The sequence below is a fragment of the Filifactor villosus genome (genome assembly GCF_042652965.1).
In the GTDB taxonomy this organism is placed as follows: Bacteria; Bacillota; Clostridia; order Peptostreptococcales; family Filifactoraceae; genus Filifactor; species Filifactor villosus.
Genome location: NZ_JBHSHL010000060.1, coordinates 1 through 15,261, shown reverse-complemented (window position 1 = coordinate 15,261; position 15,261 = coordinate 1). Strand labels below are relative to the sequence as shown.

The 15,261-nt window shown below is 44.0% G+C and carries 17 protein-coding genes; 10 read left to right on the top strand and 7 right to left on the bottom strand.

Annotation, left to right across the window (positions count from 1 at the left end):
• Nucleotides 1-3: 3 nt before the first annotated feature.
• The 5 genes from gyrB to ACFO4R_RS11610 form a co-directional block, all read right to left on the bottom strand.
• Nucleotides 4-1,926 carry a DNA topoisomerase (ATP-hydrolyzing) subunit B gene (gene gyrB / locus ACFO4R_RS11630; RefSeq protein ID WP_379789331.1) on the bottom strand — a complete coding sequence of 641 codons (1,923 nt, stop codon included), beginning with the start codon at nt 1,924-1,926 and terminating at the stop codon, nt 4-6.
• 390 nt (nt 1,927-2,316) lie between these two features.
• A complete protein-coding gene (recF, locus tag ACFO4R_RS11625) occupies nt 2,317-3,402 on the bottom strand; it encodes a DNA replication/repair protein RecF (RefSeq protein ID WP_379789329.1) in 1,086 nt (361 codons plus the stop codon).
• Nucleotides 3,403-3,412: 10 nt separating this feature from the next.
• Nucleotides 3,413-3,625 carry a S4 domain-containing protein YaaA gene (gene yaaA / locus ACFO4R_RS11620; protein ID WP_379789327.1) on the bottom strand — a complete coding sequence of 71 codons (213 nt, stop codon included), beginning with the start codon at nt 3,623-3,625 and terminating at the stop codon, nt 3,413-3,415.
• Nucleotides 3,626-3,968: 343 nt separating this feature from the next.
• A complete protein-coding gene (gene deoD, locus ACFO4R_RS11615) occupies nt 3,969-4,670 on the bottom strand; it encodes a purine-nucleoside phosphorylase (RefSeq protein ID WP_379789325.1) in 702 nt (233 codons plus the stop codon).
• Between the two features lie 171 nt (nt 4,671-4,841).
• Nucleotides 4,842-5,060, bottom strand: coding sequence for a hypothetical protein (locus tag ACFO4R_RS11610; protein ID WP_379789323.1), 219 nt, complete (start codon nt 5,058-5,060; stop codon nt 4,842-4,844).
• Nucleotides 5,061-5,159: 99 nt separating this feature from the next.
• Between ACFO4R_RS11610 and ACFO4R_RS11605 the strand changes: the two genes are divergently transcribed.
• The 10 genes from ACFO4R_RS11605 (at nt 5,160) to ACFO4R_RS11560 (ending at nt 12,340) form a co-directional block, all read left to right on the top strand.
• The gene (locus tag ACFO4R_RS11605) at nt 5,160-5,684 is read left to right on the top strand and encodes a GNAT family N-acetyltransferase (protein ID WP_379789321.1); all 525 of its coding nucleotides are present in this window, start codon (nt 5,160-5,162) and stop codon (nt 5,682-5,684) included.
• 145 nt (nt 5,685-5,829) lie between these two features.
• On the top strand, nt 5,830-6,156 hold the full coding sequence (locus ACFO4R_RS11600; RefSeq protein WP_379789319.1) for a TfoX/Sxy family protein: 327 nt from the start codon (nt 5,830-5,832) through the stop codon (nt 6,154-6,156).
• Between the two features lie 249 nt (nt 6,157-6,405).
• Nucleotides 6,406-6,792, top strand: a complete 387-nt coding sequence (locus tag ACFO4R_RS11595; RefSeq protein ID WP_379789317.1) for a bleomycin resistance protein — start codon at nt 6,406-6,408, stop codon at nt 6,790-6,792.
• 18 nt (nt 6,793-6,810) lie between these two features.
• Nucleotides 6,811-7,098, top strand: coding sequence for a hypothetical protein (locus tag ACFO4R_RS11590; protein WP_379789315.1), 288 nt, complete (start codon nt 6,811-6,813; stop codon nt 7,096-7,098).
• 556 nt (nt 7,099-7,654) lie between these two features.
• Nucleotides 7,655-8,407: an acyl-CoA dehydratase activase gene (locus ACFO4R_RS11585; RefSeq protein WP_379789313.1), complete on the top strand. Its 753-nt coding sequence runs from the start codon at nt 7,655-7,657 to the stop codon at nt 8,405-8,407.
• Nucleotides 8,404-9,192 carry a hypothetical protein gene (locus ACFO4R_RS11580; RefSeq protein ID WP_379789312.1) on the top strand — a complete coding sequence of 263 codons (789 nt, stop codon included), beginning with the start codon at nt 8,404-8,406 and terminating at the stop codon, nt 9,190-9,192. The genes ACFO4R_RS11585 and ACFO4R_RS11580 overlap by 4 nt, the downstream gene beginning before the upstream one ends.
• 1 nt (nt 9,193) lies before the next feature.
• The gene (locus tag ACFO4R_RS11575; protein ID WP_379789311.1) at nt 9,194-10,468 is read left to right on the top strand and encodes a double-cubane-cluster-containing anaerobic reductase; all 1,275 of its coding nucleotides are present in this window, start codon (nt 9,194-9,196) and stop codon (nt 10,466-10,468) included.
• 2 nt (nt 10,469-10,470) lie between these two features.
• Nucleotides 10,471-10,734 (top strand): putative Se/S carrier protein, encoded by a 264-nt coding sequence (locus ACFO4R_RS11570; protein ID WP_379789309.1) that lies wholly within the window; start codon nt 10,471-10,473, stop codon nt 10,732-10,734.
• Between the two features lie 771 nt (nt 10,735-11,505).
• Nucleotides 11,506-11,790 carry a hypothetical protein gene (locus ACFO4R_RS11565; protein ID WP_379789307.1) on the top strand — a complete coding sequence of 95 codons (285 nt, stop codon included), beginning with the start codon at nt 11,506-11,508 and terminating at the stop codon, nt 11,788-11,790.
• Nucleotides 11,783-12,340: a DUF6036 family nucleotidyltransferase gene (locus ACFO4R_RS11560; RefSeq protein WP_379789306.1), complete on the top strand. Its 558-nt coding sequence runs from the start codon at nt 11,783-11,785 to the stop codon at nt 12,338-12,340. Before ACFO4R_RS11565 ends, ACFO4R_RS11560 begins: the two co-directional genes overlap by 8 nt.
• 513 nt (nt 12,341-12,853) lie before the next feature.
• Here the strand turns inward: ACFO4R_RS11560 and ACFO4R_RS11555 are convergent.
• Nucleotides 12,854-13,765 (bottom strand): D-2-hydroxyacid dehydrogenase, encoded by a 912-nt coding sequence (locus tag ACFO4R_RS11555; protein ID WP_379789305.1) that lies wholly within the window; start codon nt 13,763-13,765, stop codon nt 12,854-12,856.
• A gap of 417 nt (nt 13,766-14,182) precedes the next feature.
• Nucleotides 14,183-15,261, bottom strand: a 1,079-nt coding sequence (locus ACFO4R_RS11550; protein ID WP_379789303.1) for a stalk domain-containing protein, incomplete at its 5' end; no start/stop codon positions are given.

The window sequence follows — 15,261 nt, the reverse complement described above, 5'->3', positions numbered from 1 at the left end:
CCCCTATATATCCAAATTCTTAACATACTTCGCATTCTTGTTGATAAACTCTCTTCGAGGCTCCACCTTATCTCCCATCAACATCGAAAAAGTATCGTCCGCTCCCGAGAAGTCCTCCACCGTAACCTTGAGCAAGGTCCTGGTGTCCGGATTCATGGTCGTCTCCCACAGCTGCTCCGGATTCATTTCTCCAAGACCTTTGTAACGCTGGATCTTGGGTTTAATTCCGTCGCCGAACTCCGCAAGCTTCTCCTGCAGTTCTTCCTCCCTGTATGCATAGACCTCCTTCTTACCCCTGTAAATCTTGTAGAGGGGAGGTTGAGCGATGTAAACATAGCCCTTCTCGATCAAAGGCTTCATATAACGGAACATAAACGTCAAAAGAAGGGTTCGGATATGAGCTCCGTCGACATCGGCATCGGTCATAATCACGATCTTGTGATAGCGAAGCTTCTCTTCATCGAACTCGTCCCCGATTGAACAGCCGAAGGCGGTAATCATATTCTTGATCTCATCCGAAGACAGGATCTTATCAAGTCTTGACTTCTCCACATTGAGGATCTTTCCTCGAAGAGGAAGGATCGCCTGAGTCTTTCGCTCCCTGCCCTGTTTTGCACTTCCTCCCGCCGAGTCTCCCTCGACAAGGTAGATCTCGGAGAGGGCGGGGTCTTTCTCGCTGCAATCCGCAAGTTTGCCGGGAAGAGAGGTCGACTCGAGGACGCTCTTGCGTCTGGTCAGCTCCCTCGCCTTTTTTGCCGCTTCGCGTGCAGTTTTTGCCCTGAGAGCCTTGTCAAGAATGATCCTCGTCGTCTGCGGATTTTCCTCCAAATATGCCCCGAAGTACTCGTTGAGGAAGGACTCTACAACCGAACGCACCGGAGGATTGCCCAGTTTCGTCTTGGTCTGTCCCTCGTACTGCGGATCAGGCAACTTGATGGATACGATGGCGGTCAGACCTTCCCTGACATCCTCGCCGATCAACGATTCTTCCTTGTTCTTGAGCAGGTTGGACTTCTTGATATAGTCGTTGATGGTCCTGGTCAAAGCACTCTTGAACCCGATCAGGTGCATACCGCCTTCCACCGTATTGATATTGTTTGCAAAGGAATAGATGTTCTCCACATAGGCATCGGTGTACTGCATGGCAATCTCCACCGAATACTCGTCAATCCTCTTTTCCAAGTAGATCACATCGCTGTGAATCGGTGTCTTATTCTTATTCAAAAACGCGACAAATTCCTGCAAACCTCCAAGATAATAGAAGGTATTCTTTTGTTCGCTTCCCCTTCTCTTGTCCTCAAGTACGATTGAAATTCCCTTGTTGAGGAAGGCAAGTTCTCGGAGTCTGTACTCCAAAGTCTCGTACCTGTACTCCACTTCGTCGAAAATCTCAGGGTCGGGAGTAAACTCGATCATGGTACCCGTCTCATCCGTCTCACCGATCTCCCTCAAATTTCCTTGAGAGATTCCCCGCTTGAACTCTTGAAGATAGATTTTGCCATCGCGTTTGACCGTCGCCTTAAGCTGAGTCGAAAGAGCATTTACGACCGAAACTCCGACACCGTGAAGACCTCCGGAGACCTTGTAACCTCCCTTACCGAACTTTCCGCCGGCATGCAGGACCGTCAGCACCGTTTCCACCGTAGACTTGCCTGTCTTGGGATGGATTTCGACCGGGATCCCCCTTCCGTCGTCAATCACCTTGATCGAACCGTCCTCCTCGATCGACACATAGATGTTTTGACAATATCCTGCCAAGGCTTCGTCGATCGCATTGTCGACCACCTCATATACAAGGTGGTGCAAGCCCTTTGTTCCGGTGGAACCGATATACATTCCCGGCCTCTTCCTTACCGGCTCCAAGCCCTCCAGCACTTGGATCTGCTCAGCTCCGTATTCCGTTATCGCCTGTTCCTTCTTCGTCATCCTAACCTCCTGATTTTATCCTTTGGCGTAGCCGCCCTCTTATCGTCATCGACAGTCCTTTATGAACCTTTCAAATCTTTTATCCCGACACACTGCCATATCTCCTGCAAAAACGCTATACCCCATTTTCACATAAACGTTTTTGAGCCCCTCCCTTTCACGACTCTCCCACATTCTGTAAAGCGATGTCGAATGTACGCGACCTCGCTGTAGTACTATTATCTGTTAAAATTGACAGATTGAATGTCTTGGAGTATAGAACCTTGCGAATTGTTCTTCGTGAATAGTAATTTCTATCGGAGAATAGCATACGGTATTTCCCTATGCCTTTGTATACGGTTGATAAGGTTCAAACCGAAAACTCATCCCGCTCCCTGTTTGAATGAACCTTTATAGTTCTCCCTCGATCACGGATTCGGTCTGTATCACCCTGCCCTCTTCCACACGAAACACCCTTCCTTCAAACTCAAAACTCTCCGCCGTCGTCAAAAATACCTGTGTATTCTTGACGTACTCAAGCAACATCTTCTGTCTTTGCACGTCGAGTTCACTGAAGATATCGTCCAACAGCACGATGGGATACTCGTCGAACAGCTGATGCATAAGGGTAATCTCCGAAAGCTTCAGAGAAATTGCCGCACTCCTCTTCTGACCTTGAGAACCGAAGTGACGAATGTCCATCTCTCCTATCTTCAAGGCGATATCATCCCTGTGGACACCCCTGGTCGTATTGCCCTTGAGCACATCCTGCTCCATCGCTTCTCTCAAAACCGAAAGATAGTCCTGCACTGTATCCGCACTCACATTCGCCTCATACTCCACATTGAGCTCCTCCTTTCCGGAAGAGATCGTTCGATGGATCTCCTTGGCGATCGTGCGGATCTGCTCAAGAAACATCCGTCTCATCTCCATCACCTCATAACCGAACTGCGCCAGCTGCTCGGTATAGATATCGACCATCACCGAAGAACCTTCCTCCTTGAGCAGAAGATTCCTGCGTTGAAGCACCTTATAGTAATCGGACAGAACACGGTAGTAACGAGGCTTGATCTGTGAAATCTCTCGATCCAGAAAAAGCCTTCTCTCCTTGGGCCCGTCTTTGATCAGTTTTAAATCATCGGGGGAAAACACTACGATATTGATCACTCCAAAGAGATCCTGGAGCTTGTCGATCGGCATGGAATTGATCTTTACAGCTTTTTTTATCTTCTTGCCCAGCTTGATATCGATGCTGTACTCGCCCTTGTTGCTGTAAGTATCGGCGATCACATTGGCATCTTCTTGCCCGAAAGCGATCATATCGGCATCTCTCGTCGTTCGAAAGGATCTTCCCACCGACAAGAGCGAAATCGCCTCCAGCAAATTTGTCTTGCCCTGCCCGTTCGAGCCGAAAAAAATATTGGCTCCCTTATCAAAGCAAAGACTGAGCTTCTCGTAATTTCTGAAATCCTTAAGTTTCAACCCTCGAAGCAACATCCTCTTACTCCTATTTTACAACTACGACCTCTCCATCCAGTTCGACCCGATCTCCCGATCGAAGTTTCCTTCCTCTTCTGGTCTCCACCTCGCCATTGACCCGTACCTCCTCGCTCATCACCCTGAGTTTCGCTTCTCCTCCGGTCGATACGAGATTGGACAGCTTCAAAAGCTGGTCGAGTTTGATGTAGTCCGTATTGATCTTAATAAAGTGTTCCTTCATTCGTAACTTCCTTTTCTTTATAATAAAAAATATGATACCCTAGTATTGTATCATATTTTTAGGTTTATTTCATTATTATTTTCAATTCCGTACCCATCTATGAAAAAAAATCAAAAATGAAATTATGATAGATTTTTTGCCTTATAAAAAGAAATTGTAAAAAATTTGAGTTTTTCTCTTCAAGGAACCCTTGCACAAAGATACAGTATGATCCTAGAGTTTTTCAAAAAAGACCGAAACCTCTCGAAGAAAGAACCTGTGCCTGTGTCCATTGCATAAAAAACGTTTTTACTTGCTCTTCAAACGATGGAATCCTATAACCGGATACTCACTATCAACTCCCTTAAGCAAGCTCCAAGGCAATCTCCATCATTGCGGTAAAACTCTTCTGTCTCTCCTCAGGCGTTGTCTTCTTCTCAAAGTGGAAGGAATCCGACACCGTAAGAATCGTAAGAGCATTGACCCCGGCATACTTGGCATTACAGTAAAGGGCATAACTCTCCATCTCGACCGCCAAGACTCCCATCTTCTCCCACTTCTTCCATTCATCCGGACTTGCAGAGTAGAAGATATCCGATGTGAACACATCTCCCACAACGACGGGGATATTCTTGGAATCTGCAACCTTCTTCGCCTTTTCGAGCAACTCATAGGACGCCGTCGCCGAGAACGTTCCGTTCAGCTGATACTGACTTGCAAAATTGGAGTCCGTCGAAGAACCCATGGCGAGGATGATATCAAACAGCTTCAAATCCTTGCTGTACGAACCGCAGGAACCGATACGGATCAAATTCTTCACTCCATAGGTGTGGATCAACTCATAACTGTAAATCCCGATCGAAGCACAACCCATCCCCGTACCCATGACCGAAATCCGTTTGCCCTTGTAGGTTCCCGTGTAACCGAACATATTTCGAACCGCATTGAACTGCTCGGCATCCTCAAGAAAATTTTCTGCAATATACTGCGCTCTTAAGGGATCTCCCGGTAACAATATCGTCTCCGCGATCTGTCCCGCAACCGCGTTGTTATGTGGTGTAGACATAGTTCCAACTCCTTTTTTATCCTTGTTTCAAAATGACCTTCGGACCTTCTTCGACAGAACAAGACCCCGCATTGCGCAAAATCCTCTTGTATCGACCCCGATCCGTACTTCTATTATGCACTATTTTTTCCCTCTTGGCAAATAGGGAAGAACGACTTGTACCAACTTTAGCTATAGAACCTGTAATACCGTTCTCCGTTTGAAATTCCCGATATAAAGAAGATCCAAAAAACAATTCGGAGGATTATAGTTCAAAGCATTCAACCCGTCAATTCCAAGGCAATGACGCATAATTCGAAAAATCGGCAATAAGATCAATGTGATACTGCCCTCTTCCCCGTCTTTTACAACCCTCCTCTTTTCTCCCTTTGTCCCCTCGTTATCCCTCAAACTTTCCTCTTTTCTGCCTTATCTTGAAGTTTGGAACGTTACAAAATCGGGAATACATATGGTGAATATAAACACATAGACCGATGGAGGAACCTTGCAATGAACATAAGACTGGTACCGCTCTCCTGTGAATACAAAGACCAACTCTTCGATATGTTGGAAGAGTGGAAGAAGGATATAGAAGAGAACAAAACCAACCGTTCTCCTTCCGCAATCTTCAGAGAAGATTTCCATAACTTTGACCACTATATGAACGAACTGGAAACAAAAGAAGAAATACCGGGCATACGTGTTCCCGATACAATACTGTTTTGCTTGGATGTCGACCGAAACATCTTTGTGGGAGCAGTCAATATCAGACACTACTTGAATGAAGATCTCCTGTATACCGGAGGGCATATCGGAAACGGAGTTCGCCCGAGCGAAAGGCGCAAGGGTTATGCGACGGCTATGATGGCTCTGGCTTTACAAGAGTGCAAAAAACTTGGGATTGAACGCGTATTGATCACCTGCGACAAAAACAATATCGCCTCGGCGAAATCCATCCGAAATAACGGAGGGATCCTCGAAAATGAAGTTATGGAAGACGGAGCGATCACACAGAGATATTGGATCGACTTATAATACTATTTTTTCGATGGAAATCTCGGGCAGGAAACATAATCCCTACCGAAAAACAACTTGGAGGATAGTATGCTTCAAAGCGTTCGACCTGTCCATTTCAAATAGATAATAGCATAACCTTGAATTTTAAAACCGAGGTGATATTATGGCATCGAGCAAAGAATATTTGGATTTTATTTTGGAACAACTCTCCGACCTTGAAGACATCAGCTACCGAGCAATGATGGGTGAATACATCCTCTATTACAGGGGCAGGATCTTCGGAGGGATCTACGATGACAGGCTTCTTATCAAACCCGTGAAGTCCGCGATCGCCTATCTTTCCAACGCGGAATACCAACTTCCCTACGAGGGTGGCAAAGAAATGTTGTTGGTGGACGATGTCGATAACAGGGAGTATCTGACCGGCCTTTTGGATACCGTCTTTGACGAGCTTCCCCCTCCCAAGCCCAAGAAAAAGAAGAAGCTCTGACAGAAAGCACTCACATATTTTTCGAAAAGACGCAAAGAATATTCGTGAAAGGTCTCTCAGAGATACGATCCGTTGTTGCAGAAGGTGTAGCGATCTTCTAAAACAAATACATTCACAATCTTTATTCCCGGCGTTAAACCGATTTCGCTCCCCCCTTTTTATGAGACAGAACTTAGCATCCATATTCGGAAGAAGTTTTGTTCAAACAAGGTATTTCGGTAACATCACACGAGCACAAAGGAGACAATCATGAAATACAACGATCTGATACCGGAGCTTATCGTCTCCGACATCGAAAAATCAAAGCATTTTTACATCGATATTTTGGGTTTCCAAATCGAGTATGAACGGAGTGAGGACAAATTTGTCTTCCTGTCCCTCAACGAGATCCAACTGATGATCGAGCAGGGCTCCAAAGAAGAATTGAAAAATCTCTCCTACCCCTTCGGGCGGGGAGTCAACTTTTCGTTCGGCGTGGACAACGTAGAGGAGATTTATGAGAGGTTCAGATCCGCCGGCTATCCGATCAAGAAAGAGCTCGAGACGAGGAGGTTTCGGGTAGGAGATCTTATCATCACTCCTATGGAATTTGCCGTCCTGGACCCCGACGGCTACTATATCAGAATCACGGACTGATAGGGAGGAGACATAGGTATGTTGGAAGTTGTAATGGAACTGTTGTTGGAGTTGATTTTTGAAGGCAGTATAGAATTTATCAAGACCAGAAACCTCCCCGGATTTATAAGATATCCGTTGATTGTTTTGGTAACTCTCTTACTTATCCTAATAACTCTGATATCGATGATTATCGGATTTGTGATCATAAAAGACCATAAGGTTGTTGGAATAGTGCTTCTTTGCTCGGGAGTCTTACTGTCGATCTTCGCGATCTTAAAGTTCAGAAACAAGTTTAAAAAGAGGATCGATCTCAAAAACAAGTAAGAGTCCATCCTGACAAAGACAAAAAACGCACCCCCGTCCTCTCGCTCAATCAACCTGCAATACTTACAAACATTCAAAAAATAATAGAGTATATCGCACAACTCGAAAAATCGGTATGGAATGAACGTTATGCGAAGGATGAGACTCTTGAAATTATTGATTTGTAAATCTTTGGTATTTATAAATTCAAGAATGCATCATCAGGGGATTGCCTTTGTATGCCGCTTCCCTTACATTTTTTTGAATATGGTAAAAACATAAAGACGATAAAAGGCGACTTTCTAAAAGAAGTCGCCTTTTCAGTTGATAATTTTTATCTCTTGATTTTCGGAGTTGCCATCCGATCGAAATTCCTTCCGAAAAAACGATATGATAGACTTAAATCCTTGATAAACCATAGAATAAACATATATTATGTGACAAGTTTAAAAAAGAATAGTACAAAGTTTTACAAAAGAACCCCTGTTCTCTATTGACAAAAAAAAGAAAATAGACTACCTTTATTTTATAAAATAAACTTAAAACTTATTTATTTTTAGAATAATTAGGAGGGCTTATGTACTATATAGGAATCGACATCGGCTCAACCGCGAGCAAAGTTGTCATTATGGATGAGGATAAGCGGACCATCCTTCACAAAAAACTGATGCCGAGCGGCTGGAACAGCAAAGAGACGGGAGAATACATACAAGCATGGATCAAAGAACTGGGATACACAAGAGAAGAGGTATCGATCACAGCTACGGGTTACGGACGTGTCAGCGTTGCCTATGCGGACAGGACCATTACCGAGATTACCTGCCATGCCAAAGGTGCTTCTTTTCTTGGCAAGGATAGCATGACGGTAATAGATATCGGCGGTCAGGATACCAAAATCATCCTCCTCCAAAACGGCCTTGTCGTAGACTTTATTATGAATGACAAATGTTCCGCCGGAACCGGAAAATTCTTGGAAATCATGGCAAACAGGCTTGGACTGAGCCTTCAAGAAATGTTTCTCTTTGCCGAACAGGGGACGAAGATCCAAATCTCCTCGACCTGCACGGTCTTTGCCGAATCCGAGATTATTTCTCTGATGGGAAAAGGTACTTCTCGAGAAGACATTGCCGCAGGTGTCGTCGATTCGATCTGTTCCAAGGTAAGCGTCCTTGTCAACAAAAAACCCAGGAGCGACAGCTACTTCCTCACGGGAGGATTCTGTGACAGCACCTACGTCCTCAAAGATCTTTCCAGACGACTGCAATCTCCGGTAACCTCACACGAAGATGCCCGTTTTGCGGGAGCTATCGGGGCGGCGTTGCTCTCATGACACCCTATATCCGAAACGGTCTCATCGCCTTTGACGAACTGCCCGAGATCCGCAGGCAGGCCTATGTGGACTGCGTAATGATAAGATCGGGAGAAGACAATCTTGCAGGTATCTTCGGAACAAGGGTAAATGAGCCTCTGATCCGCTCCTTCGGTTTCAAAACGGTGCCAATCGAAGGAATAGACTCCCATATCTTTTCCTTCGGTGACTGTGAAGGCTGTGATGTCATCCGAAGTACCCTCATCTATCTCCAAACGCAAAAATGTCCCATCCTCTTTTCCTGCAACTTCTTTGTTATGGACAGATTCTGCCCGTCGATGATCGATGCCTTATCCTCCCATACCTCGAGGGACGTCATCGTCTACCAAAACAAAAATCAGCTTATCGACTGTTTGGAGAAAAAGACAAAAACAAGCTATAACCCTGTAAAACACAGGCAATGCCTTGAACTGTTCAAGCAGATACGGTCTTTGGAACAACAGTTGGAACAAAGCAGCTTAGATACAAAACAACTCTTTGAACTCAAGTTTTTTTCGAGCTACTTTGTCGATCTTAGCGAGAGGATCTCATTTCTAAAACAAGCGGTCAATTGTATCGAATATGACAAAAAGAGAACACGCAAGACCTTTTATATGATGTGTCCGGGCGGAGCCTACCAAAACCTCCCCCGAGATATAAACGGGAAGAACTATCGCCTTGTAAGAGGAAGAACTTACGCCGATGCTACCTATCCCGAATGTTTTGTTGACGCAAACTTACACTTGAGTTACGGAAAGGAAGATTAGTATGTCAGACAATCATGTTTTATGGAAAAACCTCGGTATGGACCTTGAAACCCACGATCTCCTATGCGAAGCGCTTCCCCAAGCGTTCGGAGATGTCTACCTCAGTCAGGAACACAGACCTGAAAGAATGGACTACTTCAATATGGTCGTTGCGGACATTCACGGAATCCGTCCGGCGGAACTCGTCAAATTCCAAGAAAAAGGCGGAAAAGTCGTAGGAAGTTTCTGTATCCACGTTCCCGATGAGGTCGTACTTGCAGCAGGTGCCATTGCAACCGGACTTTGCAGCGGATCTCAGTTCTGGGTACCCGGAGGCGAAAAAGTCCTTCCCACGGCGACCTGTCCCCTGATCAAAGCCTCGCTTGGAGCAAGGTTTGACAGGACCTGTCCCTTCTTTCGAATCTGTGACCTCTTCGTAGGCGAAACCACCTGTGACGGAAAGAAAAAAGCTTGGGAGATCCTCTCCGAAGACGCTCCGATGTATATTATGGACATTCCTCAGATGAAGAGGGACGAAGATTTTCTGAAGTGGGAGAAGGAAATCAAATTCTATATGAAGAAACTCGAAGAACTCACGGGCAACACCATTACCGAAGAAAAACTTCACGACGCCATCCTGACCTCCAACAACAAACGTCGTGCCCTACAGAGATTGAACTCCTTCAGAAAACTGGACAACGTTCCGATCAGCGGAAGAGATTCCCTTCTCATCCATCAGATCGCCTTCTATGACGATCCCAAACGCTTTGCACAGATGCTCAACACCCTCTGTGACGAATTGGAAGAAAGAGCAAAGAACGAGTTCTCCGTCTACAAAAAAGGAACCAAACGGATCCTTCTTACGGGAACACCTCTGTCTATTCCGAACTGGAAACTTCATCAAATCATAGAGACTTCCGGCGGAGCTGTGGTCTGTGAAGAAATGTGTACCGGAATTCGATACAGTGAAGCCCTCGTCAACGAAGAAAAGGGCTCCTTGGACGAAATGGTCAAAAACCTCTCCGACCGTTACCTCGGCAACATCCACTGTGCATGCTTTACTCCGAACCGTGCCAGAGTTGATGACATCATCCGTCTGGCACAGGAGTACAAGGTCGACGGAGTCATCGATGTAAACCTCAAATTCTGCAACATCTACGATACGGAAGGTTACTTCGTGGAAAAAGCGATGAGAGAAGCGGGGATTCCCTGTATCGGGATCGAGACCGACTACACCGATGAAGATGCCGAACAACTCAAAACGAGGATCGGGGCCTTTATCGAAATGCTCCAATAGCCATGAAGACAAAAAAATTCTATGTACTGCTGGCCAACTCCGCCCTTGCGCTCCGACTCTACCAAGAGCTTAGAGCACACTGTGTAGACTCTACCATGGCTCCCACTCCCAGAGAGGCGGACCACTGCTGCGGAGTCTGTATCCTCTATACAAAACAGGAGGACAAGAAGACCATCATGACCGTCGCCGAAGAAGCGGGGATCTGCATCGATACCTTCTACGAGTGCGAAAACACCGATGACCCCAACCGGATGAAATTCTGTTAGGGAGATACCGCATAATTCAAAAAGTCGGCATAAGATCCATTTTGTACGAAGGATGAACTTCTTAAAAATATTGATATGACAAACCTTTGTGTTTTATACTATTTTCCGTTTGAAATGCCGGGTATACAGACTTATCACTTACGAAAAAACAACTTGGATGATCCTATGCTTCGAAACGTTCAACCTGTCAATTCTGATAGATAATAGTATTATAAAGGACTCGGATATGAAAGTGAAAAATGAAGAACGGTTGTCTCTGCTCCCGAGAGCGAGATCGACTGAAAAATCGGATCCTATCTCCCTCCTCCGAACCTTTATTTTAGAGTTTGGAGTTTCACAAAATCGGGAATAAATAATATATTAGGGAAGCAGTTCACAAAGACACCAAATGATCTTCCCTTTGTTTCACAGGATATAGAAAACCTTTTAAATACACACTTTCGAGAATGGACTTGTTCAAGAAAAACTGATTTTCTCCTACCTTTTCGAATTATGCGATGTTTCTTAGGACAATATCATTCAAAAATCAGAGCACTGCCTTCCGTTCAAGTATGAACAAGTTGAGGAAAAGTTTTTGAACTACCGTATATGGAACAGGTATCAATACCGACGGACTTGGTTGAAGGTAAAACAAAGAATTCATCAAAGTCCGAGAATATTCTCTTCCGCTAAATACAAAAAACCGTTTTGGTGCCTGTAGATCACAGATCATTGATATAGGAGAAACGGTATAAAACAAGCTCAATACTTCAATTTTGAGGAGGTATCAAAATGACTTGGTACGAATATATGGTAAATGCCGCAAAACAGTCGAGATTTAATGCCGGACACTGGTTTCGATATCTTCGCAAGGTGATTTTTGAAGACCATTCTTATCTGACGGATGAAGATGTTGAACGACTGCTGGCTTGCGAAGAATTGACAAACTTTCAGAAGATCACCTTGAAATACGCGCTACAAAGCGATACACCTACACATGAATATGTCATTTCACTCAATAGGCCCGCAACACTTACAAACGTTCAAAAAATGATGGAGAAGTACAGACATGGATAAAATGAAACCTGTTTTTGAAGAATTAAATAAAGAACTGATAAAAGCAAAACTTAAGCTGACCATTATATGTGTTGGAGGCTATGTTTTGGAATATCACGGTCTACGTGCAACACAAGACGTAGATGCTTTTTACAAGGAAAGTCGGGAGATCAACGAAATTGTTGCTCAAGTAGGGGAACGATTCGGGATCAATACATTTGAAGAGCTTTGGCTCAACAACAGCGTAGCAAATATGAACAAACAGCCTCCGTTGAGTCTGTGCGAGATGTTATATGATTTCGAAAGTTTAAGCGTTTTTATTGCCCCTATCGAATATGTTCTCGGTATGAAAATGGAAAGCGCAAGAAGTCAAGACTTAAAGGATATTGCCGAAATAATCAAATACAAGCAGTTCCGATCTCCGTTTGAAACTTTTGACAACTTGAAAAAGATGGGTTTTGACCTTATTGATTTTTCTATGTTATTGGAAGGTTTCAGCTATGCCTACGGTATAGATTGGTTAGAGGAGTTTTTTACAAAAAACCAAAACAAACTAAGGGAATATTATTGATACGTTATACTAAGGCGATACCGCATAGTTCGAAAAGTCGGCATAAGGTTCATTTTGTACGAAGGATGAACTTCTTGAAAATATTGATATGACAAACCTTTGTGTTTTATAAAGCCGAAGAAAAATCGGAAGTTTGCCTTTGTGCGGTGTTTCCATAGATAAGAGTATAATACTACTATTCCTTTGAATAATGGATATCAACGATTTGCACTCTATAGAAGAGAACACGAATTTTCGTGATTGCAAAACAGATATAATCATACTTCTATCGAAGAATAGTATAATACTATTATTCCTTTGGATTGTTACTATAAACAATCTGCGACCCATAGAAGATAAAACAACTTTTTGTTGTCGAAAAATAGATCTATCCATACTTCTATTGATGAATAGTATAAATAAAGCGAGGGTTACAAAATAATTTTGTAACCCTCTTTGCATGTTTAGCTATAGGCAGGAAAATCAGAGGGACTCCCCCGTTTATCTCTACATCATATAAGCAGGCGCTAATTCCTAGATATTCAGATATTCGATCACTTGGTTTGCAAGAGACTTCGCGATATACTCCTGTGCTTCGATCGTTCCCGCACCGATATGGCAGGTAATAACGCAGTTGTCCAAGCCGAAGAGTTTGTTGTCTGCGGAAGGAGGCTCAACTTCCAATACATCCAGACCTGCTCCGCTCAATTTTCCGGAAGTAAGTGCGTTGTAGAGAGCGTCCTCATCCACGATACCTCCGCGTCCCAAGTTGAACAGATAACTTCCGTCCTTCATCATTGCAAGCTCTTTTTCTCCGATCATATGCTTGGTTTCGGGAGTAAGAGGCATATGGATGGAAAGCACATCCGCATTCTTGAGGACCTCTTCCAAACTCATCAAAGCAACACCCATCTCTTCTGCCACCTCAGGTTTCAAATAGGGATCGTAACCGATCACCTTGCAGTCAAAACCTTGGCAAAGCTGCGCAACACGTCTTCCTATCCTTCCAAGAGCCAAGATACCCACTGTCTTTCTGGTCAACAGATTTCCGGTAAAGCCCGTCTTGTTCCAACTTCCTTTTTTAACTGCATAGTTTGCCGCAGCGACCTTTCTCATCGTTGTCAACATCATGGCAAGAGCCAACTCGGATACGGAGTTGAAACTTCCGTCGGGAACATTGAATACGGCGATGCCCTTCGACTTTGCATACTCCACATCGATGTGGTTCAAGCCGATACCCGCCATTCCGATGGCCTTGAGTTTTTCGCCTGCGTCGATAAGCTCCTTGTCTACCGGAGTGTCGGATCTTACAATCAGGATCTCATAGTCCTTGATCTCGCTCTTGAGCTCATCGCGAGTCTTCTGTAAGAATACGTTTACCTCGCAATGCTCCCTCAACACCTTCAAGCCTTCTTCATTTACCTTTTCCGTTACCAAACACTTCATTTCTATATCCTCCTTAAACTAATACATATACTTATGTAACACAAAATTACTGAAAAATGCCACTTCCAAAATGACATTGTCTTCATTATAACATATTTATCCGTTCCGTCAAATCGTATTTCGGATATTATTGCTGTTTTTTCAGAAAAATCAGTACAAACTCCAAAACCATTTGAAGACCGATATACTTCAAAGTGTTCAACTTGTCAATTTTAATAAGTTTTATATTACACATCTTTTAAAATTATGAAATATAAATGTGAACTATGTAACAGAGAGACTTGCAGGAAACCATCCCACAAGCCCCTCCCGGCTTTTCTTAAATCTTGTTTCAATAACTCTCTATCCCATCAGAATGATGCAAGTACAAACCAAAACTTGCAATCTGAATCCTGTATAAGCGGATGTAAGAGTGTTCTATTTTGTAATTGAGATGCTCTTTGTAGAAGGATCCCACTTCACTTCACTGCGAAGTCCAAGTTCCTTCAACGCACGTTGAATATCTGTAAGAGGAAGAAGTACCCTATTGTTTTTCGTCATCATAGGTGCACTCAACTTACGTTCTTTTCCGTTGATTTTCATCGTCTGTTTTCCAAGAGTAAGCTCGATCTTGTTTTTGTTGTACTCCAAGATTGTCGTTTTAGCCTTTGGATTGTAAGATACCCCTACACCCAACAGCTCCGCCATCATCCTCGTGGGAATCATAGTTCTTCCCTTGTAGATCATTGGAGTGACATCGATCTTCTTGGTAACGGTTTTACCATTTTCTACCACCTGGTAGTTCGCCGAACCGATTTTAAGCGTAATTAAAGTATGGACCGGTTTATCTTCAGTTACTCTGTCAGACCAGTCTTTGGAAGAACCTTTATCACTTTGGGGTACGAAAGGACTTTTTTCGTCCTTCTTTGGAGAAGGAATCTCCCTATCTTCCTTGTCCTCCTTATCCTTCTTACCGGAACTGTTTCCACCTGTTGTTATCCATAGAGCCAAAACTTCGGTATCCTCTGTAATTGTAATGCTGTCTCCTACGTTCTTCTTTACTCCATTCACAGACCAACCGTCAAACACATATCCGCTCGGTGCTCCGAAGGTGTTCGCAGGAAGGGTAATGGAACTTCCTGTCAAAACACTTGTTACGATATCCGCACCCGTACCTCCGTTCGCCTTGTAAGTTACACTAACATTGGTAGCCGTGCTCTTCCACAGAGCGAGAATAACTGTATCCGATATAATCGTAATGCTGTCTCCTACATTCTTCTTTACTCCATTCACAGACCAACCGTCAAACACATGTCCGCTCGGTGCTCCGAAGGTGTTCGCAGAAAGGGTAATGGAACTTCCTGTCGAAACACTTGTTACGATATCCGCACCCGTACCTCCGTTCGCCTTGTAGGTTACACTAACATTGGTAGCCGTGCTCTTCCACAGAGCGAGGATATCCGTGTCCGACATAATCGTAATGCTGTCTCCTACATTCCTCTTTACTCCATTCACAG